Annotated in this window: 19 protein-coding genes; 11 read left to right on the top strand and 8 right to left on the bottom strand. The window is 65.0% G+C overall.

Annotated elements, in window-relative coordinates; translation table 11 throughout:
- The first annotated feature begins 52 nt into the window (after positions 1 to 52).
- The 3 genes from E4P29_RS11410 (at position 53) to E4P29_RS11400 (ending at position 3,640) form a co-directional block, all read left to right on the top strand.
- A complete protein-coding gene (locus E4P29_RS11410) occupies positions 53 to 802 on the top strand; it encodes an IclR family transcriptional regulator (RefSeq protein ID WP_135044691.1) in 750 nt (249 codons plus the stop codon).
- Positions 803 to 868: 66 nt separating this feature from the next.
- Positions 869 to 2,044, top strand: a complete 1,176-nt coding sequence (locus E4P29_RS11405; RefSeq protein ID WP_135044689.1) for a 4-hydroxybenzoate 3-monooxygenase — start codon at positions 869 to 871, stop codon at positions 2,042 to 2,044.
- A 111-nt stretch (positions 2,045 to 2,155) separates the two neighbouring features.
- Positions 2,156 to 3,640 carry an amidase gene (locus E4P29_RS11400; RefSeq protein ID WP_135044687.1) on the top strand — a complete coding sequence of 495 codons (1,485 nt, stop codon included), beginning with the start codon at positions 2,156 to 2,158 and terminating at the stop codon, positions 3,638 to 3,640.
- Between the two features lie 18 nt (positions 3,641 to 3,658).
- Here the strand turns inward: E4P29_RS11400 and E4P29_RS11395 are convergent, their stop codons facing one another.
- On the bottom strand, positions 3,659 to 4,741 hold the full coding sequence (locus tag E4P29_RS11395) for an NAD(P)H-binding protein (RefSeq protein ID WP_135044685.1): 1,083 nt from the start codon (positions 4,739 to 4,741) through the stop codon (positions 3,659 to 3,661).
- Between the two features lie 56 nt (positions 4,742 to 4,797).
- On the opposite strand from E4P29_RS11395, the gene E4P29_RS11390 reads away from it, so the two are divergent.
- A complete protein-coding gene (locus E4P29_RS11390) occupies positions 4,798 to 5,598 on the top strand; it encodes an alpha/beta hydrolase (RefSeq protein ID WP_167735447.1) in 801 nt (266 codons plus the stop codon).
- Entirely contained in the window at positions 5,595 to 6,755 is a 1,161-nt protein-coding gene (locus E4P29_RS11385; RefSeq protein ID WP_245154268.1) for a SpoIIE family protein phosphatase, read from the top strand. The genes E4P29_RS11390 and E4P29_RS11385 overlap by 4 nt, the downstream gene beginning before the upstream one ends.
- Here the strand turns inward: E4P29_RS11385 and E4P29_RS11380 are convergent.
- From E4P29_RS11380 to E4P29_RS11360, 5 genes are all read right to left on the bottom strand, one after another.
- Positions 6,732 to 7,091, bottom strand: coding sequence for an STAS domain-containing protein (locus E4P29_RS11380; RefSeq protein WP_135044683.1), 360 nt, complete (start codon positions 7,089 to 7,091; stop codon positions 6,732 to 6,734). The genes E4P29_RS11385 and E4P29_RS11380 overlap by 24 nt on opposite strands.
- A gap of 67 nt (positions 7,092 to 7,158) precedes the next feature.
- Positions 7,159 to 8,490: an MCE family protein gene (locus E4P29_RS11375; protein WP_135044681.1), complete on the bottom strand. Its 1,332-nt coding sequence runs from the start codon at positions 8,488 to 8,490 to the stop codon at positions 7,159 to 7,161.
- Between the two features lie 139 nt (positions 8,491 to 8,629).
- Positions 8,630 to 9,085: a hypothetical protein gene (locus E4P29_RS11370; RefSeq protein ID WP_135044678.1), complete on the bottom strand. Its 456-nt coding sequence runs from the start codon at positions 9,083 to 9,085 to the stop codon at positions 8,630 to 8,632.
- Positions 9,086 to 9,153: 68 nt separating this feature from the next.
- Entirely contained in the window at positions 9,154 to 10,401 is a 1,248-nt protein-coding gene (locus E4P29_RS11365) for a DUF6745 domain-containing protein (protein ID WP_135044677.1), read from the bottom strand.
- Between the two features lie 141 nt (positions 10,402 to 10,542).
- Positions 10,543 to 11,523, bottom strand: coding sequence for a sugar-binding domain-containing protein (locus tag E4P29_RS11360; protein ID WP_135044675.1), 981 nt, complete (start codon positions 11,521 to 11,523; stop codon positions 10,543 to 10,545).
- 122 nt (positions 11,524 to 11,645) lie between these two features.
- Here E4P29_RS11360 and E4P29_RS11355 point away from each other — a divergent pair, with 122 nt between their 5' ends.
- From E4P29_RS11355 to E4P29_RS11340, 4 genes are all read left to right on the top strand, one after another.
- Positions 11,646 to 12,500, top strand: a complete 855-nt coding sequence (locus tag E4P29_RS11355; RefSeq protein ID WP_027494674.1) for an MIP/aquaporin family protein — start codon at positions 11,646 to 11,648, stop codon at positions 12,498 to 12,500.
- Positions 12,497 to 14,014, top strand: a complete 1,518-nt coding sequence (gene glpK, locus E4P29_RS11350; protein ID WP_032367858.1) for a glycerol kinase GlpK — start codon at positions 12,497 to 12,499, stop codon at positions 14,012 to 14,014. Before E4P29_RS11355 ends, glpK begins: the two co-directional genes overlap by 4 nt.
- Entirely contained in the window at positions 14,011 to 15,717 is a 1,707-nt protein-coding gene (locus E4P29_RS11345; RefSeq protein ID WP_027494672.1) for a glycerol-3-phosphate dehydrogenase/oxidase, read from the top strand. Before glpK ends, E4P29_RS11345 begins: the two co-directional genes overlap by 4 nt.
- A gap of 167 nt (positions 15,718 to 15,884) precedes the next feature.
- Positions 15,885 to 17,399, top strand: coding sequence for an alkaline phosphatase D family protein (locus tag E4P29_RS11340; protein WP_135044673.1), 1,515 nt, complete (start codon positions 15,885 to 15,887; stop codon positions 17,397 to 17,399).
- A gap of 17 nt (positions 17,400 to 17,416) precedes the next feature.
- Here E4P29_RS11340 and E4P29_RS11335 read toward each other — a convergent pair whose 3' ends face one another.
- Positions 17,417 to 17,974, bottom strand: coding sequence for a TetR family transcriptional regulator (locus E4P29_RS11335; protein ID WP_135044671.1), 558 nt, complete (start codon positions 17,972 to 17,974; stop codon positions 17,417 to 17,419).
- Between the two features lie 101 nt (positions 17,975 to 18,075).
- Here E4P29_RS11335 and E4P29_RS11330 point away from each other — a divergent pair, with 101 nt between their 5' ends.
- On the top strand, positions 18,076 to 19,542 hold the full coding sequence (locus E4P29_RS11330; RefSeq protein ID WP_135044669.1) for an FAD-dependent oxidoreductase: 1,467 nt from the start codon (positions 18,076 to 18,078) through the stop codon (positions 19,540 to 19,542).
- Here the strand turns inward: E4P29_RS11330 and glgX are convergent.
- Positions 19,473 to 21,515 carry a glycogen debranching protein GlgX gene (gene glgX / locus E4P29_RS11325; protein ID WP_135044667.1) on the bottom strand — a complete coding sequence of 681 codons (2,043 nt, stop codon included), beginning with the start codon at positions 21,513 to 21,515 and terminating at the stop codon, positions 19,473 to 19,475. The two genes, E4P29_RS11330 and glgX, sit on opposite strands and share 70 nt — an antisense overlap.
- Before the next feature lie 122 nt (positions 21,516 to 21,637).
- On the opposite strand from glgX, the gene E4P29_RS11320 reads away from it, so the two are divergent.
- Positions 21,638 to 24,013, top strand: a complete 2,376-nt coding sequence (locus tag E4P29_RS11320) for an ATP-binding protein (protein WP_135044665.1) — start codon at positions 21,638 to 21,640, stop codon at positions 24,011 to 24,013.
- Positions 24,014 to 24,015: the final 2 nt, after the last annotated feature.

The following is a 24,015-nucleotide window of genomic DNA, read 5'->3' as shown; positions in this document are numbered from 1 at the left end:
TCATCCATAACTTCGAGTTCGGCGGCGAGTGGGGGCGGCTATCGTCCTTGGGGTGGCTGGCAATGCTCGAGACCCCGGAGTCTCGGTGGCTGCGCGCCTGCTGGCCCTACTCGGTGTGTTCGACGAGAAGGCGCCGTCGCTGACCTTGACCGACTTGGCCGCCGGTGCCGACCTACCCATCGCCACTGCGCATCGGCTGGTGCGGGAACTGGTGGAGTGGGGCGCATTGGTCCGGGGCGACGACGGGCGCTACGTCGTCGGCAGGCGGTTGTGGAAACTGGGCTTGCTCGCACCCGATCAGTCCGATCTTCGCGACATCGCATCACCGTTTCTGCACGACATCTACGGAGCGACACTCGCGACGGTGCACCTGGCCATCCGCGACGGGGGCGAAGTGCTCTATCTCGACCGGTTGGCCGGCCACGCATCGGTTCCCGCGGTCAGTCGCGTCGGCGCTCGGCTGCCGCTGCACGCCACCGGCGTCGGCAAGGTGCTGTTGGCGTATGCGCCGCGGGAGGTGCAGCAGCAGGTGCTGTGCTCTCTGGACCGCATCACCCCGTACACGGTGACGCATCCCGGGCAGCTGGAGAACGAGCTGCGCCGAGTGCGTCGCGAGGGCTTCGCGCAGACGGTCGAGGAGATGACACTCGGTGCGTGTTCGGTGGCTGTGCCGGTGCGTGCCGGCGACAGTGTGGTCGCCGCATTGGGAATCGTGGTTCCCAAGCTGGGCCGCGATCGAGTGAGACTGGTTGCCGCGCTTCAGGTTGCGGCTCAGGGGATCGGACGAAGTCTCGGCGGGTAGTCGGCCGTTTTCACTCAGTGGAAGCACGGTCTTGTTCGGGTCGAGATCCCGGGGTCTACTGCATGCATGCGTACACAGGTTGCCATCATCGGTGCAGGGCCCGCGGGTCTGCTGCTGTCCCACCTGCTCGACGAGCAGGGGATCGACTCCATTCTGATCGAGTCACGTACTCAGGAATACGTGCTCTCGCGAATCCGGGCCGGAGTCCTCGAACACTCCACGGTCCAGTTGCTCGACGAACACGGACTCGGTGAGCGCCTGCACCGCGAGGGCGACGAGCACCGCGGTGTGTACCTGCAGTGGCCGGAAGAGCGGCACCACATCGACTTTCGTGATCTGGTCGACCGGAGTGTCTGGGTGTACGGACAAACGGAGGTCACCAAGGACCTCGTGGTGGCACGCGAGAAGGCCGGCCAACAGATCTACTACGACGTCTCGGATACGGCATTGCACGACGTCGAATCCGACGCCCCCTACGTCACCTTCACCGACGCGTCGGGCAACGCGGTGCGAATCGACGCGACAGTCGTTGCGGGCTGCGACGGTTCCTTCGGGCCGAGCCGGGCGGCCATGCCCGATTCGGTGCGCAACACCTGGGAAAGGGTTTACCCCTACTCCTGGCTCGGTGTGCTCGCCGATGTCGCCCCCTCGACCGACGAACTGATCTACGCCTGGCACCAGGACGGCTTCGCGATGCACTCCATGCGCTCGTCGACGGTCAGCCGGCTGTATCTGCAGGTGCCGAACGGAACCGATATCGACACGTGGTCCGACGACCGCATCTGGGATGCGTTGGCGACCAGGCTCGGTCACGGTCAGGACGGGTGGACACTGAATCCCGGTCCCATCACCGAGAAGAGTGTGCTACCGATGCGCAGCTACGTGCAGACACCGATGCGACACGGCAACCTGTTCCTGGCCGGCGACGCCGCACACATCGTGCCGCCCACCGGGGCGAAGGGTCTCAATCTCGCGGTAGCCGACGTGGCTCTGCTCGCGCCTGCCTTGGCGCAGAAGCTGAAGGGGAACGATTCGCGCGCCGCCGACAGCTACAGCGACGACGCACTTCGACGCGTCTGGCGCTGCACCCACTTCTCGTGGTGGATGACGACGATGCTGCATACCGGCGACGACCCCTTCGATGCGCAATTGCAACTCTCGCAACTGAAATGGGTGGCGTCCAGTGAGGCGGGTGCCATGGGACTGGCGGAGAACTACGCCGGATTGCCGATCGGTTTCTGACGGTTCGCGTCGAGTTCGCAGTTATGTGGCTGTTTCGGCCCCGAATGCCTGCACAACTGCGATCTCGTCGAGTTCGTGCCTCCGGCGGCAACTGACATCTACAGTGACTTCATGCGCATCGACGAGTATCGGACGTACGACGGCCTCGGGCTGGCCGAGTTGGTCTCCACAGGTGATGTCACTCCGCGTGAACTTCTCGATTGCGCACTGGAGCAGGCGAAGTCGGTGAACCCGGGGCTCAACGCAATCGTGCGCCCGATGCGCGAGGAGGCCGAGCAGCGGCTGGCCGGAACGCTGGAGGGCCCGTTCGCCGGGGTGCCGTTTCTGATCAAGGACTTGTCCCAGGACTACGCGGGGCTGCCCACGTCCAGTGGTTCACGTGCACTCACCGAGCTGCCGATGCCCGAACACGCCACGGTGGTGCAGCGCTGGCTCGACGCAGGCCTGGTCATCTTCGGTAAGACGAACACCCCGGAGTTCGGCGCCAAGGGAATCACCGAGCCGACAGTGTTCGGACCGGCTCGAAACCCGTGGGACCGCAGCAGAACTCCCGGTGGCTCGTCCGGTGGCTCTGCTGCGGCGGTCGCGGCCGGAATCGCGCCGGTGGCGGGAGCGAACGACGGCGGCGGCTCGATTCGCATTCCGGCGGCGTGCTGTGGATTGGTCGGGCTCAAGCCCGGCCGTGGACTGGTGCCGTCGGGACCGACTTTCGGCGAGCCGATGCACGGGGCCGCAGTGCAGGGCGTGGTGTCGCGGTCGGTCCGCGACACCGCCGCGATGCTCGATATCCTCGCCGGTGGTGAGCCGACGTCGGGATACTCGTCCACACCGCCGCCCGACGGCTTCCTGTCCCGGATGGACACCGACCCGCGGCCGTTACGGATCGGCATGTACGCCGCGACCTCGGTGAATCCGTCGCCGGCCCCGGAGGCGATCGCTGCGATGGAATCGGCGGCGACAACGCTCGGCGAACTGGGCCATACCGTCGAACTGCTCGAGGCCCCGCCGTTCGACGACGCAGCGCTCAATCGCGAATTCCTGCTCGCCTGGTTCACGTACCTCGCGTGGGAAATGGAAGAAGTCAAGCGCAGAACCGGCTGCGGTGACGACGCATTCGAGCGAGACACTCGAATCATGGCCGCTCTCGGCCGATCCGCGAGCGGAATCGATTACCTCGACGCGGTGGAAGGCCGTCACCTGCACGTCCGGGCCCTGGCCACCTACTTCGAGACGTACGACTTGTTGCTGACGCCGACTCTGGCCGAGCTGCCGCCCAAGATCGGGGCGTTCGAACTCGCGAAGCCGTTGCAGCTGGCATCGGACTTGTTGCTGCGCAGCCGAACTGCGGGAATGCTCAAGTACACCGGCATCGTCGATCAGATGATCGACGAGAACATCTCGTGGATTCCGTACACCCAGACCGCCAATGTCACCGGGCGTCCGGCCCTGTCGGTTCCGCTGCACTGGACGGGCACCGGTCTGCCCATGGGCGCACACTTTCTCGCGCCGCTGGGCGGGGAGGGGCTGCTCGTCCAACTCGCGGCGCAGTTGGAACGAGCAGTGCCCTGGGCCCATCGCTACAGCGACATCGGCTGACAGCTACAGCGACATCGGCTATCGGGTCGCGCCGAGCTGGACCTTGCCGGCGATGCCGGACGGACGCTGTCGCACGGTGCCGTCGACGATGTCGACGACTCCGCCTGCCCAGTCGGGATCGGTGTCGGCTGCGGCCTGAGGATCGGCGTGTGCGTCCGTACCTTCCCCGGCTGCCACGGTGATGGAGCGTTCCAAGGCCTCCCGAACGCTGAGCAACGTCGTATCCGGTTCTGCGAACACTTCCGTCGCGGCATTACCGCGTCGCACGACCATGTCGTGGGTGAGGCTCTCCACCAACGAGATCACGGTGCCGGGCGGCATCGCGGTGATGACTGCGACCGCGCGGCCCACCAACCCCGTCGGCAGCAGTGGCACCGGAATTTGTGCCCGACGCAGACCGGCGACGCTGCCGTACGCCTGCAGCAGTTCCGGGTAGCTCATCGTCTCGGTGCCCCCGATGTCGAACGATCCGGGGCGGGATGTCTCGCCGAGGGCGCGGGCGATGATGGCAACGACGTCCACGACGGCGATCGGCTGCACCTGCCTCCGCATCCACGTCGGGATCGGCGTCACCGGCAGTCGCTCGGTCATGCGTCGCACCAACTCGAAGGACGTCGATCCGGAGCCGAGGATGATGGCCGCCCGTAGGACGGTGGCATCGACAGAACTGTCGAGGAACGCTTCCTCGACCTGCAGCCGGGAGCGCAGGTGGTCCGACAGCGGAGTGCCGTCGTCGGGAATCAGTCCGGACAGGTAGACGATTCGCTGCAGACCGTTGCGTTCCGCAGCGGCGGCCATGGACTGCGCGGCATGGCGATCCTTCTCGACGAAATCGCCCTCGTCCATCGAATGCACCAGGTAGACGACCGCGTCGACGTTCTCGGTGGCAGAGTCGAAGCTGTCGTGGTCGTCGAGGTCGAAGTGGACTGCCGTCACATGCGCACCCCAGGCGAAACGCGACTTCTTCTTCGGATCACGCATCGCGGCGTGCACCTCGTGGCCCTGTTCGAGAAGCACGGGGATCAGCCGAGATCCGATGTATCCGGTTGCGCCGGTGACCAGCACTCGCATGAGATTCTCGTTTCTGTAGACAGGGGTCATACCCCGTCCAGGCGGTCTCACTCCCCGCTGCCGGTGCCGGATGACACACTGTGCGGGTGAGTGCACGTATCAGGAACAACGTGAAAGTCGTCGGAGCTGCCGACGGCCCGGTCGTGATGCTGGCGCACGGCTTCGGCTGCGACCAGACGCTGTGGCGTGGCGTCACCGAAATCCTGGCTTCGCGGTTCCGGATCGTCCTGTTCGACCATGTGGGGGCCGGGGCATCGGACCCGGCGGCCTGGGACGCCGAGCGATACGCCCACATGAGCACGTACGCCGCCGACATCGTCGATATAGCGCAGGAACTCGACCTGACCGACGTGACGTTGGTCGGTCACTCGGTGGCGTCGATGATGGGGGTGCTGGCTGCCACCGCTGCGCCCGATCGATTCACCAAGTTGATTCTGCTGACTCCGTCTCCCCGGTACATCGACGACGGCGACTATCGCGGCGGGTTCAGTTCCGAGGACATCGACGAGCTGCTCGAATCGCTGGACAGCAACTACCTCGGTTGGTCTGCATCGATGGCATCGGTGGTCGTGAACGCACCCGATCGACCGGAACTCGAGAGCATGTGGACCGCGAGCGTGTGCCGAACCGATCCGGCGTGCGCACGGGTGTTCGCCCGCACCACCTTTCTGTCCGACAATCGGGCGGATCTGCCTGGAGTACCGGTGCCGACGTTGATCATCGACAGTGCGCGCGACTCGCTCGCACCGCCTCAGGTCGGCCGGTTCGTGCACGAACAGATCCCGGGGAGCGTCCGCATCACGCTCGACGTCAGTGGCCATTGCCCGCAGATCACCGCACCCGAACTGACGGCCGAGACCATCGCGGACTTCGTGAGACCGTCGTGATCGATGACCTCGACGTCGAGGACCTGTACGAGAATGCGCCATGCGGGTACCTGTCCGTGCGCCCCGACATGCGTATCGCGCGACTGAACTCGACGCTGGCAACCTGGCTGGGCTTCGAGGTCGACGCGCTGGTCGACACCGACTTCGGGGAGCTGCTCACCGTCGGTGGACGCATTCACTACGAGACCCACTTCGGGCCGATGCTGTTGATGAACGGCAAGCTCGACGGCATCGCACTGGACCTGGTGACGGCAGATCGTCGACGGTTGCCGGTGTTCATCACGGCGAACGTGAAGATCGACGCAGCGGGCCGGCCGGTACTGATCCGCATCACCGCGCTCGACGCTCGCGATCGCCGCACCTACGAGCGTGAACTGGTCCAATCACGCACGCGAGCAGAATTGTTGGCCAAGACGTTGCAGCGGTCGCTGTTGCCGCCTGCACTGCTACCGCCGTCGGGGATGACCGCGGCAGCGCACTACCGGGCAGCGTCGCGCGACGAGGTGGGCGGCGACTTCTACGACTTGTTTCCGTTGTCCGACGACTGTTGGGGGTTCTTTCTCGGCGACGTCTGTGGCAAGGGTGCAGCGGCGGCCGCTGTGACGTCGCTGACGCGGTACACCCTGCGTGCGGCGGCGGTGTACGACGAGAACCCTGTTGCGGTGCTACAGAATCTGGATTCTGTTCTACGACAAGAGTTCCGGGATGCCAACGCGCAGTTCTGCACCGCGGTCTTCGGCATTCTGAGCCGGACGGACACAGGATTCGAGGTTTCGATGGCCAGTGGCGGGCACCCCCCACCGCTGGTCCTTCGGGCCGACGGCACCGCCCACTACGTGCCGATGACGGGCGGCCAGCTCATCGGAATTCTTCGGCACGCTCGCTTCGTTCCGGCGACTGTCACGCTCGAAGCAGGGGACACCCTGATGCTCTACAGCGACGGACTCACCGAAGCACGAGTCGGCCGGGGCCGATACGACGACGACGGTGCTCTCCTGGAATTCGCGACGGCACACGCTCCGGCGACTCCGGCAGCCATCGTCGACGATCTGCGGTTGCTGCTGCGCAGTTTCGGCGACGGTCTGGCCGACGACGCCGCCGTGATGGCACTCGGTGTATCCCCGGCCCCCGACTCAGCCGAGAGCAGCGAGGGCTGACGGCAGGTCGGCGTGCAGTGTGAATTCCTGATCCAAGCCCATCAGCTTGATCGGCCGGCTGGTGGTCGGCCCGTCGGCCACGACCGAGAACGACAGGGACTCGCCGTACTCCTGTTGCGTCGTCGCGAGAACTGTCATGGCCGCCGAGGCCAGAAACGACACTCCGCTCAGATCGACGATCAGTGCAGCCGGGCCGGTCGCGGTCTGTGCGGCAATGGCCTCGGACAGTGCCGGGGCAGTCGTGACGTCGAGCTCGCCGGCTACCGAGATGACGGCCGCGCGCCCGTCGTTGGAGGACTGGATCGAGAATCCTGCGGCGTTCGTGTCGACTGGCATCTGTACTCCTGAATCGTTACCCGCCGCGCTCGTCGACGGGGGATGCGGACCATTCAATCAGGCGGTGTCAGCGGAGCGTGACCTGAGTTCCTCGAAGCGCAGGCGCGCCCACCGTCGTGGTCCAGGAGGGGACGGCCTCCGGTGCGATTCCGGTGGCACCGCCGTAGATGACGGCCAGGGTCTGCTGCTCGGTGACCGAGCCCGCATACGAGGCGGGTACGGAGGAGAGCTGTGGAGCCGAGAGCACCGGGATGTTCTGCTCGCCCGGGTTTCTGGTGGGTACCTGGTACGAGCCGTCGTTGGGCGAGCCGCCCGGGTACTGAGGGAAGTACTCGCCCGCATTGCGGTCGAGGGGGGTGTAGCAGCTCGGTCCGCGGGTCTGCTCGAACAGCCGTGGCTCGTCCTGGTTCGGCAGGTACCGACCCTTGGGGTTGACGAACGGCATCGAGACGTTGATGCCCGGATACTCGTCGCCGACGCCGGTGACGATCCTGCCGCGACGTGCCCCTTCGGCGAACTGTGCGACCGTGCAGCCCAGGGCGGGCGAGAACTCGGCCAGCACTTCGAGAGCCTCGCGTGAATTCGCGGCGAGACCGATCAGCTGCGTCGAGTTCGCCTCGAGAAAGCCGGCCGTCGTGTTCGAGGCGGACGTCACCGACGTGTACAGCGTCGCGAGTGCGGATTGCTTCTCGACGACGGTGTTGCCGGTCGTCCGCAGATTGTCGAGGGCGCTGATCAGCTCGGGAGCTGCGTCGGCGTAGGTCTCGGAGAAGTCGGCCAATCCGCGTAGGTCCTGCTGGATTGCGGGGAGTTCGGTGTTCAGTCCGGAGAAGATGTTCTCCAGTCGATCGATCGTCGAGCCCAGCTGTTCCCCGCGCCCGCTCAACCCCTGTGCCAGCGCGCCGAGGGTGTTCGAGAGATCCTGCGGCGGCACGGCTTGGAGCAGCGGCAGTAGGCCGTCGAGCACTTGCCCTACCTCGATGGCATTTCCGCTGCGATCCTGCTTGAGCACGGTGCCCTCGGTGATGGGCGAACCGGGCTTGCCGTCCGGCAGGATCAGCGCGACGTACCGCTCGCCGAACAGTGTTTTGGGCAGCAGGCGGGCCGTGACGTTCGAGGGAATCATCGGAGCCTTGTCCGGTTCGATCGCAAGTTCCGAGGTGACGACGCCGTCGGTGGTCGTGGCGGATCGGACCTCGCCGACGATCATGCCGCGCACCTTGACGTCGGCATTGCGGGGCAGCGCGTTGCCGACGCTGTCGGTCTCGAGGGAGACGGTCACGACGTCGACGAACGTCTTGTTGTACGAGGTGACACTCCACCCGACGAACACGACGATGAGCACGACGAGGGCGATTCCGAGGAGACGGTTCTGCACCGGCGAAGGGGCGCCGGTCATGCGACGGTCTGTGCGACAACAGCAGTCATGACGCGAACCTTAGTGCTACATCGAGTCACACTTACTCCCCCGACGCCCCTTCTGAGATGCACCTATCAGTGCCCGGTTGATGCGATACAGATCACACGGAGTCTGCGCGTCAGTCCGCGATCAGGTGCGTCGACGAGAACCAGCCGTCTCCGCCGCGTTCGCGCTGACGACCGATGACGTATCGGCCGGGTGCAATTCCGGTGGCTCCGTGTTCGGGGTGAATGAGGTAGGCGGTCTCCGAGTTGCTCAGGATGCCCAGAGCGAGGCGTCGAACGTCGTGCACCGGACTCGACCAGGTGCACCCGCTGCCGTCGGCGACGAGGCTGTGCGGATTGCCGCCTGCCGCACTGCGGAGTAGTTCGATCCCGGACAACGGCACGGTCTCGTGTCGGGTCCGTTCGGTGGTGACGACGATGCCGTCGAGTACGGCGAGCGGGACGACGATCAGATCTCCCTGGGCCTGCGACCCGTTGACGACGGGCACCGATATCTCCTTGTCGAGGTAGTCGAAGACATCCAGACCGGTGCGGTCGGTGAGAGTGGACAGCGTGATGTTCGAGTTCATGGGGTCACCTGTGGTTGGTCGTTGGGGTGGGTAGTTGTGGGGTGGGTATCGATGGAGGTCGTGGGGAGTCACGTACGGCGGAGGAGCCGGGCATAGTCGGCTCCGGCCAGACCGTAGGTCCAGCCTGCCGCGTCGACGGCGGAGGTGAAGGCAGCGGGGACCCGCAGCCCGTAGCGGCGCCGTCGACCGTCGCGTTCACGAGAACCATTGACGGCGAGCAGAATTCGTCCCCCGTCCTGCCAGCCCTCCGGTGCTGCGTACAGCTCCAGGGTGCAGCCCGGGTTCCCCGGATCCTGGCCGGTGTCGACAAGACGTAGGCCTGCCTGCTCCAGATAGGTGTCCCAGCCGATTCGTTCGATGGCGCTTCGTCGGACTTCGACGTTGCGTTCGACGGTGATGCGGTCGACCGTCGGGTCGCGGATGACCCAGCTCGGAACGACGGTGCCGTTCAGTACGTGGACCGCGCTGCCGTCGGCGAACTCCACGGCCGGCCCGTCTGAATTATGCAGTCGCACTTCACCGTGCGGCGAATCGGGCAACGGTTCGACGTGTACGGCGGTGGGCCGATCGGCCATCACTGCGATGTTCTCGAACGCCCACCACCACCCCGTCGACTCGATGAGGGCGGTTTGGACGTCGAGTAGTTCGACGTCCTCGAAAGAGAAGCGTGCGAGGCCGTGGCGACGGAAAGCGTCGTAGTAGGCGACGCGATGGGCTTCTTGTTGGCCGTACCAGGTGATGGAGCCGAACGGGCGGGGAGTGGTCGTGCGGATGGCAGTGGCAATTCCGTCGAACAGGCTGGTGTGCAACGACGTACGGACTGTCCGGTCGATGATGGGATCCGGGCTGATCCCGGCGAGGGCCGCCTCGATCGGGGTACCGCGGGCGATGACGCCGCGGACTCGAAAGTCGTTGCTGCCGTTGATTGTGCTCCAACGGTGTTCCCGCGGCCATTCGATGTGGCGGCGCTCGATGATGTGGTCCATGCGGCGCCGGGAGTCGGACAACATGGTCGCGATCTCGGCGTCCACCTCGGTACCGGCGGTGGATGTCGACGGTGTTCTCGCCAAGTGTCTGCCGGCGATGAAGGTCGCTGCAGCCTGTGGTGACGTTACCCAATGGAACTCGGGTTCATCGAACCCGGCTGATCGATACAGTTGTGCCACAGCATGTTCCGCGACAGATCTGTCGGCTGGGCCGGCTTTCAGTCCGTAATCGAGCCACCGGTCCCGTTGTGCACAGACCGCGCGAATGTCTTCGGCGTAGGAATCGGGATCTTCGGAGAATGTGCCTCGACGGGGGAATGTCGACGGCATCGGCACGGCGCTCACTTCGGTGAGGCGGTGTCCGCCTTTCCTGTTGTCATGAATCAAGAGTGACACGAGATTCGGTCGAGCGCAAGGGTTGCCCACGTGCGCGGAAGTTCGTAGCAGGGGTCGAGTTTCCACTCACATGGGTCAGCGCGAGCGCAACACCAATTTCGCAGCGCTGATGTCGTCGATCACCAGATCGGTGATCAGACCACCGCGCAGGGCCGCGGTGAGGGCGTCGAGTTTGGATTCCCCGGCCACGATCGCAACCCGGCGTGGAACGGCTTTGAGTCGGTCGAGGCTGGGGCCGCTGGACCTGTCGTTCAGCGCGATGCGGTCGTAACTGCCGTCGGAGCGGAGGAACACGGTGGCGATGTCGCCGACCACGCCGTCCCGTCGGAGTTCGGCACCGTCCTCGGGTTCGAGGTAGCCGGCGCTGTACACGTGGCTCGGCACGGCTCCGCTCATGACGCCGATGCTGAACACGGCCAGGTTCATCCGATCCTGTAGCTCGAGTACTCGCTTGATGCTGCGTTCACGCCACAAGTGTCGGCGGGTCTCGGGGTAATCGAAGAATGCCGGGACCGGAAAACCCTGTGCCACAGCTCCGTACGCGTCAGCAAAGGTCTTGATGATGTCGGTTGCGTAGGAGACTCCGGTGGTGCGGGTGTTGGCCGCCCCGTTGAGCTGCACGACGGTCGAGTTGTGGGTTCTCTTGGGGGCCAGCTTGCGGCTGACGGCGCTGACGGTGGTTCCCCAGGCAACACCCATCACCATGTCGGACTCGAAGAACGACGTCAGCAGTCGGCCGGCGAAGGTGGCGACTCGATCGAGACGCTGTAGTTCGTCCACCGTCTCCGAGACGGGGACGACATGTGCACGGATGTCGTACAGGTCGGCGAATGCCTGCTCGATTCGAGGTGCCTGTCCGAGCGGTGTGGAGATCTTGATTTCCACCAATCCCGACGCCCGAGCAAAGGTGATCAGCCGCGAGACCGTCGAACGAGAGACTCCCAGCTCACGGCCGATTGCCGCCATCGTCATGTCCTGGAAGTAATAAAGCCGCGCGGCCTGGGTGGCGTGGCCGGTCCGCAGGTCGGATTCGGGAGTGATGTCGGATTCCGTCACCGGCACCAGTGTACGACCGAATTGCACGTATGTGCATCAGCTGTGCAACGCAGTGCAGGACGTCTACCGTGGCAAACAGCACGCAATGTGGCGTGCATCACCAACTTTGCGGAGGCTACACAATGGCTCGTAAGGAACCGGAATGGGGACTGCCGGCGCACATGGCTGCCGAGTTCGCCGGAACCATGATTCTCATTCTGTTCGGCGTCGGCGTCGTCGCGCAGGTCGTCTCGGGTGGTGAGTCCGGCAGTCTCGGCGGTCACGACTCGATCGCCTGGGCGTGGGGGCTGGGCGTGATGTTCGGTATCTATGTCGCGGGCCGTATCACCGGCGCGCACCTCAATCCCGCCGTGACCATCACGTTCGCACTCTTCCGCGGATTCAGCTGGAAGATGGTTGCGCCGTACATCCTGGCGCAGACCGCAGGCGCCTTCGTGGCCGCACTGCTGGTGCGCTGGAACTACAACGACATGATCAACGCGGTCGACCCCGGGCACACCACCGCAACTCAGACCATCTTCTCGACACTGCCCGGAAACGGGACATTGCCGGTGAGTGTGTCCTCGGCACTGATCGACCAGATCATCGGTACCGCAATTCTGCTGTTCCTCATCGTGGCCGTGACCGATTCGCTCGGCACCGCACCGATGGCCAACATGGCTCCGCTGATCGTGGGCCTCATCGTCGTCGCCATCGGATTCGCCTGGGCCACCAACGCCGGCTACGCGATCAACCCGGCTCGAGATTTCGGACCTCGCCTGGCGTCGTACATCACGGGCTACGGTGGAGCGTGGCGAGATCAATACGGTGGCCTGTACTTCTGGGTGCCGATCGTCGGACCTCTCGTAGGTGGACCGATAGGAGTGTTCCTGTACGACCTGTTGATCGGGAAGAACCTACGCAAACAAGAAGGTTCGACGCCCGAGCCGCCATCACGACTCCCAGCAGACACCCAGACCACAGGAGAGAAGCCATGACCGAGTTCGCAGGAAAGTACGTCGCCGCGATCGATCAGGGAACCACGTCCTCACGCTGCATGATCTTCGATCACGCGGGCACCGTCGTCGCCGTCGATCAGAAGGAACACCAGCAGATCTTCCCGCAGGCCGGTTGGGTCGAGCACGACGCATCGGAAATCTGGGACAACGTGCGCGCCGTGGCGGCCGGTGCCATGGCCGCAGCGGATCTGACGCGCGAGGACATCGCCGCAGTAGGTATCACCAACCAGCGTGAGACGGCGCTGGTGTGGGATCGCGAAACGGGCAAGCCGATCTACAACGCCATCGTCTGGCAGGACACCCGTACCGATCGCATCGCGACCGCTCTCGGCGGCGGCGATGCCAACAAGTACACCGCCAAGACCGGTCTGCCGTTGGCCACCTACTTCTCCGGCCCGAAGATCAAGTGGATTCTCGACAACGTCGACGGTGCACGGGCCAAAGCCGAAGCGGGAGAGCTGTGTTTCGGCAACATGGACACCTGGGTGCTGTGGAACATGACCGGCGGAACCGACGGCGGATTGCACTACACCGATCCGACCAACGCCTCGCGCACGTTGCTGATGGATCTCGACACCCTGCAGTGGGACGAGGGCATCTGCGCCGACATGGGCATTCCGATGTCGATGCTGCCCGAGATCAGGTCGAGTTCCGAGGTGTACGGCACCGGCCGTGAACGCGGACCGTTCCGCGGTGTGCCGATCTCCGGCATCCTGGGCGACCAGCAGGCTGCCACGTTCGGCCAGGCCTGCTTGTCTCCCGGTGAGGCCAAGAACACCTACGGCACAGGCAATTTCGTGCTGCTCAACACCGGCACCGAGAAGGTCATGAGCAAGAACGGCCTGCTCACCACCGTCTGCTACAAGATCGGCGACCAGCCGACGGTGTACGCGCTCGAAGGCTCGATCGCGGTGACGGGTTCGCTCGTGCAGTGGCTGCGGGACAACCTCGGCATGATCTCCTCGGCTGCGGACATCGAGACCGATGCGCGTTCGGTGGACGACAACGGCGGTGCGTACTTCGTGCCCGCGTTCTCGGGTCTGTTCGCTCCGCACTGGCGTGCCGATGCGCGTGGTGCCATCGTGGGATTGACGCGATTCGTCAACAAGGGCCACCTGGCCCGCGCCGTACTCGAAGCCACTGCGTACCAGACGCGTGAGGTCATCGAGGCCATGAACGCCGACTCCGGCGTCGACCTCGAGGTACTCAAGGTCGACGGCGGAATGGTCGTCAACGAACTGTTGATGCAGTTCCAGTCCGACATCCTGAACGTCGACGTGGTGCGGCCCGTCGTAGCCGAAACCACCGCTCTCGGAGCGGCATACGCGGCAGGCCTTGCCGTCGGGTACTGGGCGAGCGAGGACGACATTCGCCAGAACTGGGCCGAGGACAAGACATGGACACCGTCCATGGACGAAGACCAGCGGGCAAAGCTGTACGCCGGCTGGAAGAAGGCAGTGACACGTACTCTCGATTGGGTTGATGAAGAATGAGTTCCACCACAACGGCTTTGAGTCCAACCGCGCGCGCCGAGGCGATCGCGCGGATGGAAGCCGAAGAGCTGGACATCCTGGTGATCGGCGGCGGCGTCGTCGGCGCGGGAACGGCTCTCGACGCGGTGACGCGTGGTCTGAAGGTCGGACTGCTCGAAGCGCGCGACTATGCGGCCGGCACGTCCAGTCGCTCGAGCAAGCTGTTCCACGGCGGTCTGCGGTACCTCGAACAGTTCAACTTCTCGCTGGTGTTCGAGGCTCTCAAAGAGCGCTCGCTCGTGCTGAACACGTTGTGCCCGCACCTCGCTCGGCCGGTCCCGTTCATCTATCCGCTCGAAAAGGTGATCGACCGTCCGTACGTGGGGCTCGGCATCGGCGTGTACGACGTCATGGGTGCCGGACGCGGCGTACCGAGTCATCACAAGCATCTCGGTAAGAAGAAGACGCTCGAATCCTTCCCCTCCGGCAAGCGGTCGGCGATTCGCGGTGCGGTGAAGTTCTACGAGGGCCAGGTCGACGACGCTCGGCACACGATGATGATTGCGCGGACCGCAGCCGCCTATGGTGCGTTGTGCGCCAACAGCACTCGCGTCACGGGCTTCCTTCGCGAGGACGACAAGGTCGTCGGAGTCGTGGCGAGCGATCTGGAAACGGGTCGTTCGTTCGAGGTGCGTGCCAAGCAGGTCATCAACGCCGCGGGTGTCTGGACCGACGAGGTCCAGCAGATGGTCGGCGGGCGTGGGCAGTTCCAGGTTCGCGCATCCAAGGGCGTGCACCTGGTGGTGCCCCGCAACCGCATCAACAGCGCCACGGGCATCATCACGCGCACCGAGAAGAGCCTGCTCTTCGTCATCCCGTGGGGAAGCCATTGGATCATCGGCACCACCGATACCGACTGGAAACTCGATCTCGCTCACCCGGCCGCGAGCCAGAGCGACATCGACTACATCCTGGGGCACGTGAACAAGCTGCTGGCCGATCCACTGGACCGCGCCGACGTCGTCGGGGTCTACGCAGGTCTGCGGCCGTTGCTGTTCGGAGAATCCGACTCCACCAGCACGCTCTCCCGCGAGCATGCGGTGTCCAGCCCGGTGCGAGGACTGACCGTCATCGCCGGTGGCAAGTACACCACCTACCGCGTGATGGCCAAGGACGCAGTGGATGCCGCGGTGCACGGACTCGAACGCACAGTGCCCAAGTGTGTCACCGAGAACATCCCACTCGTCGGGGCCGACGGCTACCTCGGGGCGTACAACTCCCGCAATCTGACGGCCGAGCGCACCGGCATGCGGGTCTCACGCGTCGAGCATCTGTTGGGTCGGTACGGCACCCTGATGGGTGAGGTGCTGGATCTGATCGACGCCGATCCCGAACTCGGGAAGCCTCTCGACAGCGCACCGGAGTACCTCAAGGCAGAGGTCGTCTATGCCGCGAGTCACGAAGGCGCGCAGCATCTCGAGGACATCCTGACCCGGCGCACCCGCATCTCCATCGAGGTTCCCGATCGTGGTGAAGCAGCAGCCGAGGAAGTAGCTCGGCTGGTGGCTCCGATTCTCGGATGGGACGATCAGCACCGGACCGAAGAGATCGAGCACTACCGTCTTCGTGTTCTGGCGGAACGAGATTCACAGCAACAGCCCGATGACGAGACCGCCGACGCGGCCAGGCTCGGGGCACCGGACGTGCGCGCCGGGGTGAGCTGACCCCTCACAGCGTCTCGGTGAGGTAGCGCCGCAGGGTCGGGTTCGGTGGTTGTGTTTCCGATCCTGCGGCCGCGTTCCTCATCGGACTGCGTGACGAGTTGCGGCGGAACTCGTCTGTCTTCCTGAGCGCTACGAGCCGTTCACTTCGATGCTGGACGGTGGAGGGCATGCAGCTCACCCGTCGATCCCTCCTCAGATATGCCGCTCTCGGTGCCGCTGCCACGCCTGTGCTGGCGTGCAGCCCGGCGCTGGTTCGCGCCCGGCCGATGCTGACACACGGAGTCGCCAGCGGTGATGTGCGTGCCGACGGAGCGCTGGTGTGGGCACGTTCGGATACTCCGGCAACGATGATCGTCGACACGTCAGCGACGGACTCGTTCTCCTCGGTGACGACGATGCGCGGGCCACTGCTGACCCCGCAGTCCGACGGCACGGGTGTGCTGCGCCTGACCGGATTGCCTGCGGGACAGAAGGTTCACTATCGCGTCACGCTCGAGGGCGAGGACGGTGCGACGTCGGAACCCGTCACCGGTATGTTCTCCACAGCTCCTGACGGCCCATCCGACATCCGCCTGTTGTGGGGTGGCGACACCGCAGGCCAGGGCTACGGCATCAACCCCGACATCGGCGGTATGACCATCTTCTCGGCGATGGCCGACAGGCAGCCGGATCTGTTCTTGCACAGCGGCGATGTCATCTATGCGGACGGCCCGCTCGAGGAGCGCGTGACACTTCCCGACGGCCGCATCTGGCGAAACACCATGAGCGAGGCCAAGTCCAAGGTCGCCGAGACGCTCGACGAGTACCGCGGTCAATACGCCTACAACCTCACCGACGACAACTATCGCCGCTTCAATTCGTCTGTCGCCCAGATGGTCCAGTGGGACGATCACGAAACCGTCAACAACTGGTACCCCGGTGAGATCCTCGACCTCGAGCAATACACGGTGAAAGATGTGGACCTGCTCTCGCAGAGAGCGTTGCAGGCGTTTCACGAGTGGTTGCCCATCGCGCCCACAGAAGCCGTCGACGGCCGGGTGTACCGCAAGATCGCCTACGGGCCGCTGCTCGACGTCTTCGTCCTCGACATGCGCACGTACAAGGACGCGAACGGTGCGAACACCGCTGCGTCAGGGGAGATCCTCGGCTCGGCGCAGCGTCAGTGGTTGATCGACGAGCTGTCCCGCTCCACCGCGACGTGGAAGATCATCGCGAACGACCTGCCCCTCGGGCTCGTCGTGCCTGATGGGAAGCTCGCGCAGGAAGGCGTCGGCAACGGCGACCCCGGTGCGCCGCTGGGTCGTGAGACCGACATCGCGCAGGTGCTCACCGCGATCGACCGGAACGACGTCACCGGCACCGTCTGGCTCACCGCCGACGTGCATTACACAGCAGCGCATCACTATTCGCCGGAGCGCGCGGCCTACCAGGAATTCCGCGAGTTCTGGGAATTCGTCAGCGGGCCGCTCAATGCCGGCGCGTTCGGCCCCAACGACTTGGACGGCACCTTCGGCCCGGAGGCAGTGTTCGTGCACGCGCCACCGGAGCCGAACGCGTCGCCGCTCGACGCGTTTCAGCATTTCGGTGAGGTGCTCATCGACGGGGACTCGCGCGATCTGACGGTCAACCTGTGCAACGCGACCGGAGCCGTGCTGTTCACGAAGGTATTGCCCGCGGCCTGATCGCTCGGGTCGGTCGGTCACACAGGTTCGGTGAGATAGCGCCGCAGAGTCGGCCCCACCCACCGAACCAGCTGATCGTGGCTCATGTCGACCAGTGGTGGAATGTTCAGCACGTAGCGAGCGAAGACCAGACCGAGTATCTGAGATCCGACGAGCGCCGCGCGCTCGTCCTGCCGGTCCACCGCGATTGCGGCCAGAGCGGGCGCTACCTGCGTGGCGAACACCTGCTGCATCGTCGACGCTGCCGCCGCGTTCGTGGCCGCAGCGCGCATCAGGGCGAGGAAGGTTCCGTCGTCCTCCCAGACCTGGAAGAACCTGGGCATCAACACTTCTGCAATGTCGTCGGGCGTGATGCCGGTCAGGTCCGGAACGTCGAGCACGAACGTCGCGGCCTCGGCGAACAGTGTCTCCTTGGTTCGGAAGTATCGGACGACCATCGCCGCGTCGACGCCGGCGACGGCGGCTACCGATCGCATCGTCGTGCGGTCGTAGCCGTCGGCAGCGAACTGCGCGCGGGCCGCGTCGAGAATGCGGGTGCGCGTGGCGGATGCGGATCGGAGGGGTCGGTCGGCCATGCCCCTACCCTAAGTCAACAACCGTTGACCGCTGCGCTCGACGGGTCTATGGTCGGAAGTCAACAACTGTTGACCGCCCAATCGAGAGCCTCGGGAGCGCCATGAACCAGTCGGATGTCCTCGTCGTCGGAGCCGGGCCTGCCGGTTGCATGCTGGCCGGTGAACTGGCACGGGCCGGTCGGTCGGTGACGGTGCTGGAGAAGCATGCCGCGCTCTCGCCGTTGTCCCGAGCGTTCGGCGTGCACGCACGCACCCTCGAGGTCCTCGACAGCCGTGGGTTGGCGGATGCGGTGCTGGCGAGAGGAACTCGTGCCTCGGGCCTGAAGCTCTGGAACGGACTGGAGCTCGATCTCGGTGTGCTCCCGTCGTCGTTCCCCTTCCTCCTGGTCACACCTCAGAGTCACGTCGACGGTGTGCTCGAATCGTATGCACGTGATCACGGTGCCCGCATCCTGCGCGGGGTGACGGTGAGCGGCCTGGTGCAGGGCAGCGACGGTGTGACCGTGTTCGGCAGGGACGCCGACGGCCGCGAACAGCAGTGGACGGCCCGGTACGTGGTGGGTGCCGACGGAGTGCACAGCACCGTGCGCACCGCAATCGGTATGGACTTTCCCGGCAGGAAATTGCTTCGCTCCATCATGCTGGCGGACGTGCGGCTGATGGACCCGCCCAAAGGTCTGATCAATGTCGACGCAGGTAGGGATTGTTTTGCATTCGTGGCACCGTTCGGAGACGGGTGGTTCCGCGTCATAGCCTGGGATCGCACGGACGACGCCGCGGAAAGCGATCCGGTCGACGAATCGATGCTGCGCGGAGTCCTGCACCGTGCATTCGGCACCGACTACGGCTGGAGCGAGATTCGCTGGAGCTCGCGATTCTCCTGCGACGAACGGCAGGTGGCGCGATATCGAGAGGGGCGGGTTTTCCTGGTCGGCGATGCGGCGCATGTACATTCACCTGCCGGCGGGCAGGGAATGAACACCGGTATCCAGGACGCGATGAACCTCGGCTGGAAACTGGCGGCCGTTCTGAACGGTGCCGACGAGTCACTCCTCGACACCTACCACGACGAACGTCATCCGGTGGGGCGGATGGTCGTGCGCAGCAGCGGCGCGACAATCCGAATGTTGCTGCTGCGCTCGGCGATTGCGCGCACGGTCCGCAATACGATTTCGGCTCGAGCGCTTCGGCGACCACGGGCCGTCGGCAAAATTGCCGGCATGTTCTCCGGCATCGGGACTTCGTACGGTCACCGGCGCGGCGAGCACCCGTTGGTGGGCACCCGCGGCGTGCAGATTCCGCTGACCGAGGGCACGATCACCGGTGCGCTGCGCGACACCGAATTCCTGATGATCGGCGAGAGCCACTGCGCTCGAACGGACATCGTCCGCCGTGCCGACAGCGGCCCCGCCGTCCTCGTCCGGCCCGACGGATACATCGCGTGGGCCGGACACTCCGACTCGGAGGAATGGCTGCAGGTTCTCGAACGGTGGACCGATCAGCCCTGCAGCAACGTGAACGAATGCTCGCGAATCAGAATGGACGGTCCGCCCGCCTCGTACGCCTGATCCGGATCACTCGACGTCGACTGACTCCACGTGCCTTCCGGCAGAGTGAATTCGACCGTGGCAGGTGAGGCGTTGACCATCCAGGCGAATGCTGCGTCTCCCTCGCCTGCACGCATCAGAATCAGAATGCTGTGGGCGTTGCCGTCGGACCAATCCTCGTCGACCAGCTTCTGACCGTCGGCGCGGTAGAAGTCGACCGTATCGGGGCCTGCCCCGTCCTCTTCGGATTCGCTGTCGTGCCGGAACCAGGTAGGGCGCAAGGCCGGATGCTCGTCACGCAGCGAGATCAGGTGGGTGGTGAAGTCCACGAGATCCTGATCGACTGTGCTCCAGTCGAACCAGGAGACCTCGTTGTCCTGGCAATACGCGTTGTTGTTGCCGTTCTGCGTTCGGCCCAGTTCGTCGCCGCCGAGGATCATCGGGACGCCGGCCGAAAGGAGCAGTGTGGCAAGGTGATTACGCTGCTGGCGGGCGCGTAGTGCGTTGACGCCCTCGTCGTCGGTCGGGCCCTCGGCGCCACATCCCCACGAACGGTTGTCGGATTCGCCGTCCTGGCTGTCCTCGCCGTTCTCCTCGTTGTGCTTCTCGTCGTAGGAGTTGAGGTCGGCCAGGGTGAAGCCGTCGTGGGCGGTGATGAAGTTGACACTCGCCAACGTCGGGCGCCGGGTGCTCTCGTACACGTCGGGGCTGCCGGTGACACGTTGCGCCAGAGCGGGCAACGCGCCGTCCTCGCCGCGCCAGAAGTCACGAACGTCGTCGCGGAACTTTCCGTTCCACTCTGACCACCGGGCCGGGAACCCGCCCACCTGGTAGCCCTGGGTGTCCCAGGGCTCGGCGATGAGTTTGACGGGTGCGAGCGTCGGATCCTGGTGTACGAGATCGAGGAACGCGCTGTGTACGTCGAGGCCGGAGTCCTGACGGGTCAGGGTGCTCGCGAGATCGAAACGGAATCCGTCGACGTGCATCTCCGTGACCCAGTACCGCAGGGAGTCCATGATCAGGCCCAGCGCCGCGGGATGTCCGACGTTGAGGCTGTTGCCGGTGCCCGTGGTGTCGTAGTAGGCGCTGCGGTCGTCGTCGACGAGTCGGTAGTGCGAGCCGTTGTCGATTCCTTTGAGCGACAACGTCGGTCCCAGGTGGTTGCCCTCGGCTGTGTGGTTGTAGACGACGTCGAGGATGACCTCGATACCGGCCTCGTGCATCGCCTTGACCAAAGCCTTGAATTCGTCCACCTGGCCGCCGGTGTCGCCGGTGCTGGCGTACTCGTTGTGCGGGGCGAAGAAGCCGATGGAGTTGTAGCCCCAGTAGTTTCGGCGTCCCTCTTCGAGCAGATGCGAATCCTGGACGAACTGATGAATGGGCAACAGCTCCACTGCGGTGACCCCGATACGCTTCAGGTGCGCGATCGCGGCGGGGTGGGCCAGGCCTGCGTACGTTCCTCGAATGTCCTCGGGAACATCGGGATTGGTGGCAGTGAAGCCCTTCACGTGGACCTCGTAGACGACGGTGCTGTCCAGCGGAGTGTGCGGTGCCTCGTCGCCCGACCAATCGAAGTTCGATTGCACTGCAACGGAATACGGCATGTGCGGCGCAGAGTCCTCGTCGTTGCGGGTCTCCGGCTCTGCATGCAGATGCGAGAACACCGACTCGTTCCAGTCGACCTGGCCGGTGATGGCCGTGGCGTACGGGTCGAGCAGTAGCTTCGCCGGGTTGTGGCGCAGCCCCGAGGCGGGATCCCACGGGCCGTCGACGCGGAGACCGTAACGCGTTCCCGGCGTGACGTCGGGCACCAGATCGTGGAAGACGTGACCGGTGCGAAGCGTCAACGGCGTTGTACTGCGCTCTGTTCCGTCTTCGTTCATCACGACGACGGACACCGAGTCGGCTGTTTCGGAGTAGACGGCGAGGTTGGCACCGTCGTCGGACAGACGCGAGACGCCCAGGGGATACGGGAGACTGGATGAGGTGGGCATGAGCGGCCGATTACCCCCGGCGCAGGTGAGCGAAACGCTTGCCCACCTGGCGCTCGGATAGAATCGACGAGGAGATTGCGCCCGTCCTTGACCTACGGCCGCATGTGACTAAGGACGAGGCCATGAATCCCGCAGTACCCGATCCCGGTTCGGCTCGGCTCGACGAGCTGTTTCCCGGTGACAATGCCACCGAGGCTCGGTTTCGCGAGCTGGATTGGAGCTCTACGGAGCTGGGACCGGTGGAGCAATGGCCGTACGAACTGATCGCGGCCATCCGCACGGTCATGCCGTCGACCATCCCGATGTTGATCTGGTGGGGGCCGCACCTGGTGCAGATCTTCAACCACTCGTACACCGATTTTCTCGGTGACAAGTTTCCCGCCGCCGCAGCGCAGCCGGCCAGGGACTGCTGGGCAGAGATCTGGGACGAGATCGGCGCATTGGCTCATCAGGTCGTCGACGGCGGCACTGCGGTGCACGGTGCTCGCCAACGGTTCATGATGAATCGGTACGGGTTCCTCGAAGAGACGTACTGGACCTTCTCGTACAGTCCGATTCACGGTCCCGAGCGCGCGGTCCTCGGCGTGTTCGTCGCGACGTCGGAGGTCACCCAGCAGCTCCTCGGCGAACGCCGCATGCAGGCGTTGCTGAGCCTGGGCACGCTGACGGGCAACGACACCGACGGTGCCGTGGACATCTGCCGTGCGGCAGTGGGCGTGCTCGCGGCGGAAGCGTCGGAGTTTCCCCTCGTCGCCGGTTACCTCCGCGAAGATCTGAATGCGGACGGTCCGGTGGAGTGTGTCGTGACCGGCGGCGACGCCGGGTACGAGGCTGCGACGTGGGAGTGCGCCGACATCTCTCGAGTTGCCGACGGTGCGGTCGCCTGCGCTACCGTGCAGGTGGACGGCAACGTTCCGCAGGCCGTCGTCGTGCCGTTGACGATGGCCGGTCGGGTACAGCCGGTCGGGGCGTTGTTGATCGGGGTGAGCAGCCATCGGGTGATCGACGATGCCTTCACCTCGTTCTGCGTCGTCGTCGCCGAACGCCTGTCGACTGCACTGACGGCCTCGCACGCGTTCGAGATGGAGCGCAGCCGGGTGGCGGCCTTGGCCGACGCCGATGCTGCGAAGACTCGGCTGCTCGAGAACGTCGGGCACGAATTCCGCACCCCGCTGACGTTGCTGACCGGCCCGCTCGATTCGGTACGCGAGAACGCTGCTTCGGTGCTGGACGCGAACGACCGCGAATCACTCGACGTCGTTCATCGCGCGTCGATGCGGCTGCGCAGGTTGGTGGACGACCTGCTCGACATCGTCAATGCCGAGGCCGGCCGACTCGTCCCTCGACCCGAGCCGGTGAACCTCGGCTCGGTGACACGCGATTGCGCGACGATGTTCTCGGCCGTCGCGTCGGCGCAAGGGCTCGAGCTCGTCGTGGATGCGGCCGAGGACGTCGTGGTACTGACCGACGCCGAAATGTGGTCGAAGGTCGTGTTCAACCTCGTCGCCAACGCCGTCAAGTACACCCCGGCCGGACGGGTGTCGGTTCGTCTGGTCGCGGACGAGAACACCGTCCGGCTCGTGGTCGCAGATACCGGACTGGGAATTCCGGCCGAGGACCTGCCTCGAATCTTCGACCGGTTCCACCGCGTCGAACGAGAAGGCGCGCACAGCATCGAAGGGTCCGGAATCGGGCTTGCCCTGGTGACGGACCTGCTGACCGCCTTGAACGGACGCATCGACGTCGACAGCGACGCGGGCCGGGGAAGTACTTTCACCGTGCAGGTGCCGCGGTTGCCCGCAGAAGCTGCCGTTGTCGATCGACCCGGTGCTCCGGCCGATCCGATCTCGGCGATCTTCCCCTCGATCGAGCCCGTTCCCGAGACGACCGGTCGCGCAGACGTCCTGCTCGTCGAGGACAACGTCGACATGCGCAACTACCTCGCGCGCCTGCTGACCGACGAAGGGTGGTCCGTCTCGACAGCGGGGGACATCGAGACCGCTCTCGATCGTGCCCGGACGATGCTGCCGGGGCTGGTGCTCTCCGACGTCATGCTGCCGGGGCGCAGTGGTCTGGATCTGGTGGACGACATCCGCGGTGACGCCGAGCTGCAGCGAGTGCCGGTCATCTTGTTGACCGCTCGTGCGGGAACGGATTTTGTGCTCGACGGACTCGGGCGCGGTGCCGACGATTACATCGTCAAGCCGTTCCACGACCGCGAACTCGTCGCGCGCGTTCGCGTGCACCTCGAACTGTCACGGATGCGCGAGCAGCTGATCGCGGAGAGCGGCAATCAGGCCGCGACACTGCGTACGGCGCTCGAGACCCGCGGCACGATCGGACGAGCCGTCGGCATCCTCATGTCGGTGTACCGCATCGACGCCGACGCCGCGTTCACGCAATTGACCGAACTCTCACAGAACACCAACCGCAAGACGCGGGATCTGGCCGTCATGATCGCCGACGACTTCACCGCAGGTCTTGCCCGCGAGCACTGACC

This window comes from Rhodococcus sp. 1R11 (genome assembly GCF_004563845.1).
GTDB lineage: Bacteria > Actinomycetota > Actinomycetes > Mycobacteriales > Mycobacteriaceae > Rhodococcoides.
Note: the sequence above shows the minus strand (reverse complement) of the source record. Positions and strands in the feature narration are given on the sequence as shown.

What these genes read in the sequence shown, in the direction of transcription:
- E4P29_RS11405 (WP_135044689.1), top strand. Translation starts at nt 869, where the DNA reads ATGCGTACACAGGTTGCCATCATCGGTGCAGGGCCCGCGGGTCTGCTG.
- E4P29_RS11400 (WP_135044687.1), top strand. Translation starts at nt 2,156, where the DNA reads ATGCGCATCGACGAGTATCGGACGTACGACGGCCTCGGGCTGGCCGAG.
- E4P29_RS11395 (WP_135044685.1), bottom strand. Translation starts at nt 4,741, where the DNA reads ATGACCCCTGTCTACAGAAACGAGAATCTCATGCGAGTGCTGGTCACC.
- E4P29_RS11380 (WP_135044683.1), bottom strand. Translation starts at nt 7,091, where the DNA reads ATGCCAGTCGACACGAACGCCGCAGGATTCTCGATCCAGTCCTCCAAC.
- E4P29_RS11375 (WP_135044681.1), bottom strand. Translation starts at nt 8,490, where the DNA reads ATGACCGGCGCCCCTTCGCCGGTGCAGAACCGTCTCCTCGGAATCGCC.
- E4P29_RS11370 (WP_135044678.1), bottom strand. Translation starts at nt 9,085, where the DNA reads ATGAACTCGAACATCACGCTGTCCACTCTCACCGACCGCACCGGTCTG.
- E4P29_RS11365 (WP_135044677.1), bottom strand. Translation starts at nt 10,401, where the DNA reads ATGCCGTCGACATTCCCCCGTCGAGGCACATTCTCCGAAGATCCCGAT.
- E4P29_RS11355 (WP_027494674.1), top strand. Translation starts at nt 11,646, where the DNA reads ATGGCTCGTAAGGAACCGGAATGGGGACTGCCGGCGCACATGGCTGCC.
- glpK (WP_032367858.1), top strand. Translation starts at nt 12,497, where the DNA reads ATGACCGAGTTCGCAGGAAAGTACGTCGCCGCGATCGATCAGGGAACC.
- E4P29_RS11345 (WP_027494672.1), top strand. Translation starts at nt 14,011, where the DNA reads ATGAGTTCCACCACAACGGCTTTGAGTCCAACCGCGCGCGCCGAGGCG.
- E4P29_RS11340 (WP_135044673.1), top strand. Translation starts at nt 15,885, where the DNA reads ATGCAGCTCACCCGTCGATCCCTCCTCAGATATGCCGCTCTCGGTGCC.
- E4P29_RS11335 (WP_135044671.1), bottom strand. Translation starts at nt 17,974, where the DNA reads ATGGCCGACCGACCCCTCCGATCCGCATCCGCCACGCGCACCCGCATT.
- E4P29_RS11330 (WP_135044669.1), top strand. Translation starts at nt 18,076, where the DNA reads ATGAACCAGTCGGATGTCCTCGTCGTCGGAGCCGGGCCTGCCGGTTGC.
- glgX (WP_135044667.1), bottom strand. Translation starts at nt 21,515, where the DNA reads ATGCCCACCTCATCCAGTCTCCCGTATCCCCTGGGCGTCTCGCGTCTG.
- E4P29_RS11320 (WP_135044665.1), top strand. Translation starts at nt 21,638, where the DNA reads ATGAATCCCGCAGTACCCGATCCCGGTTCGGCTCGGCTCGACGAGCTG.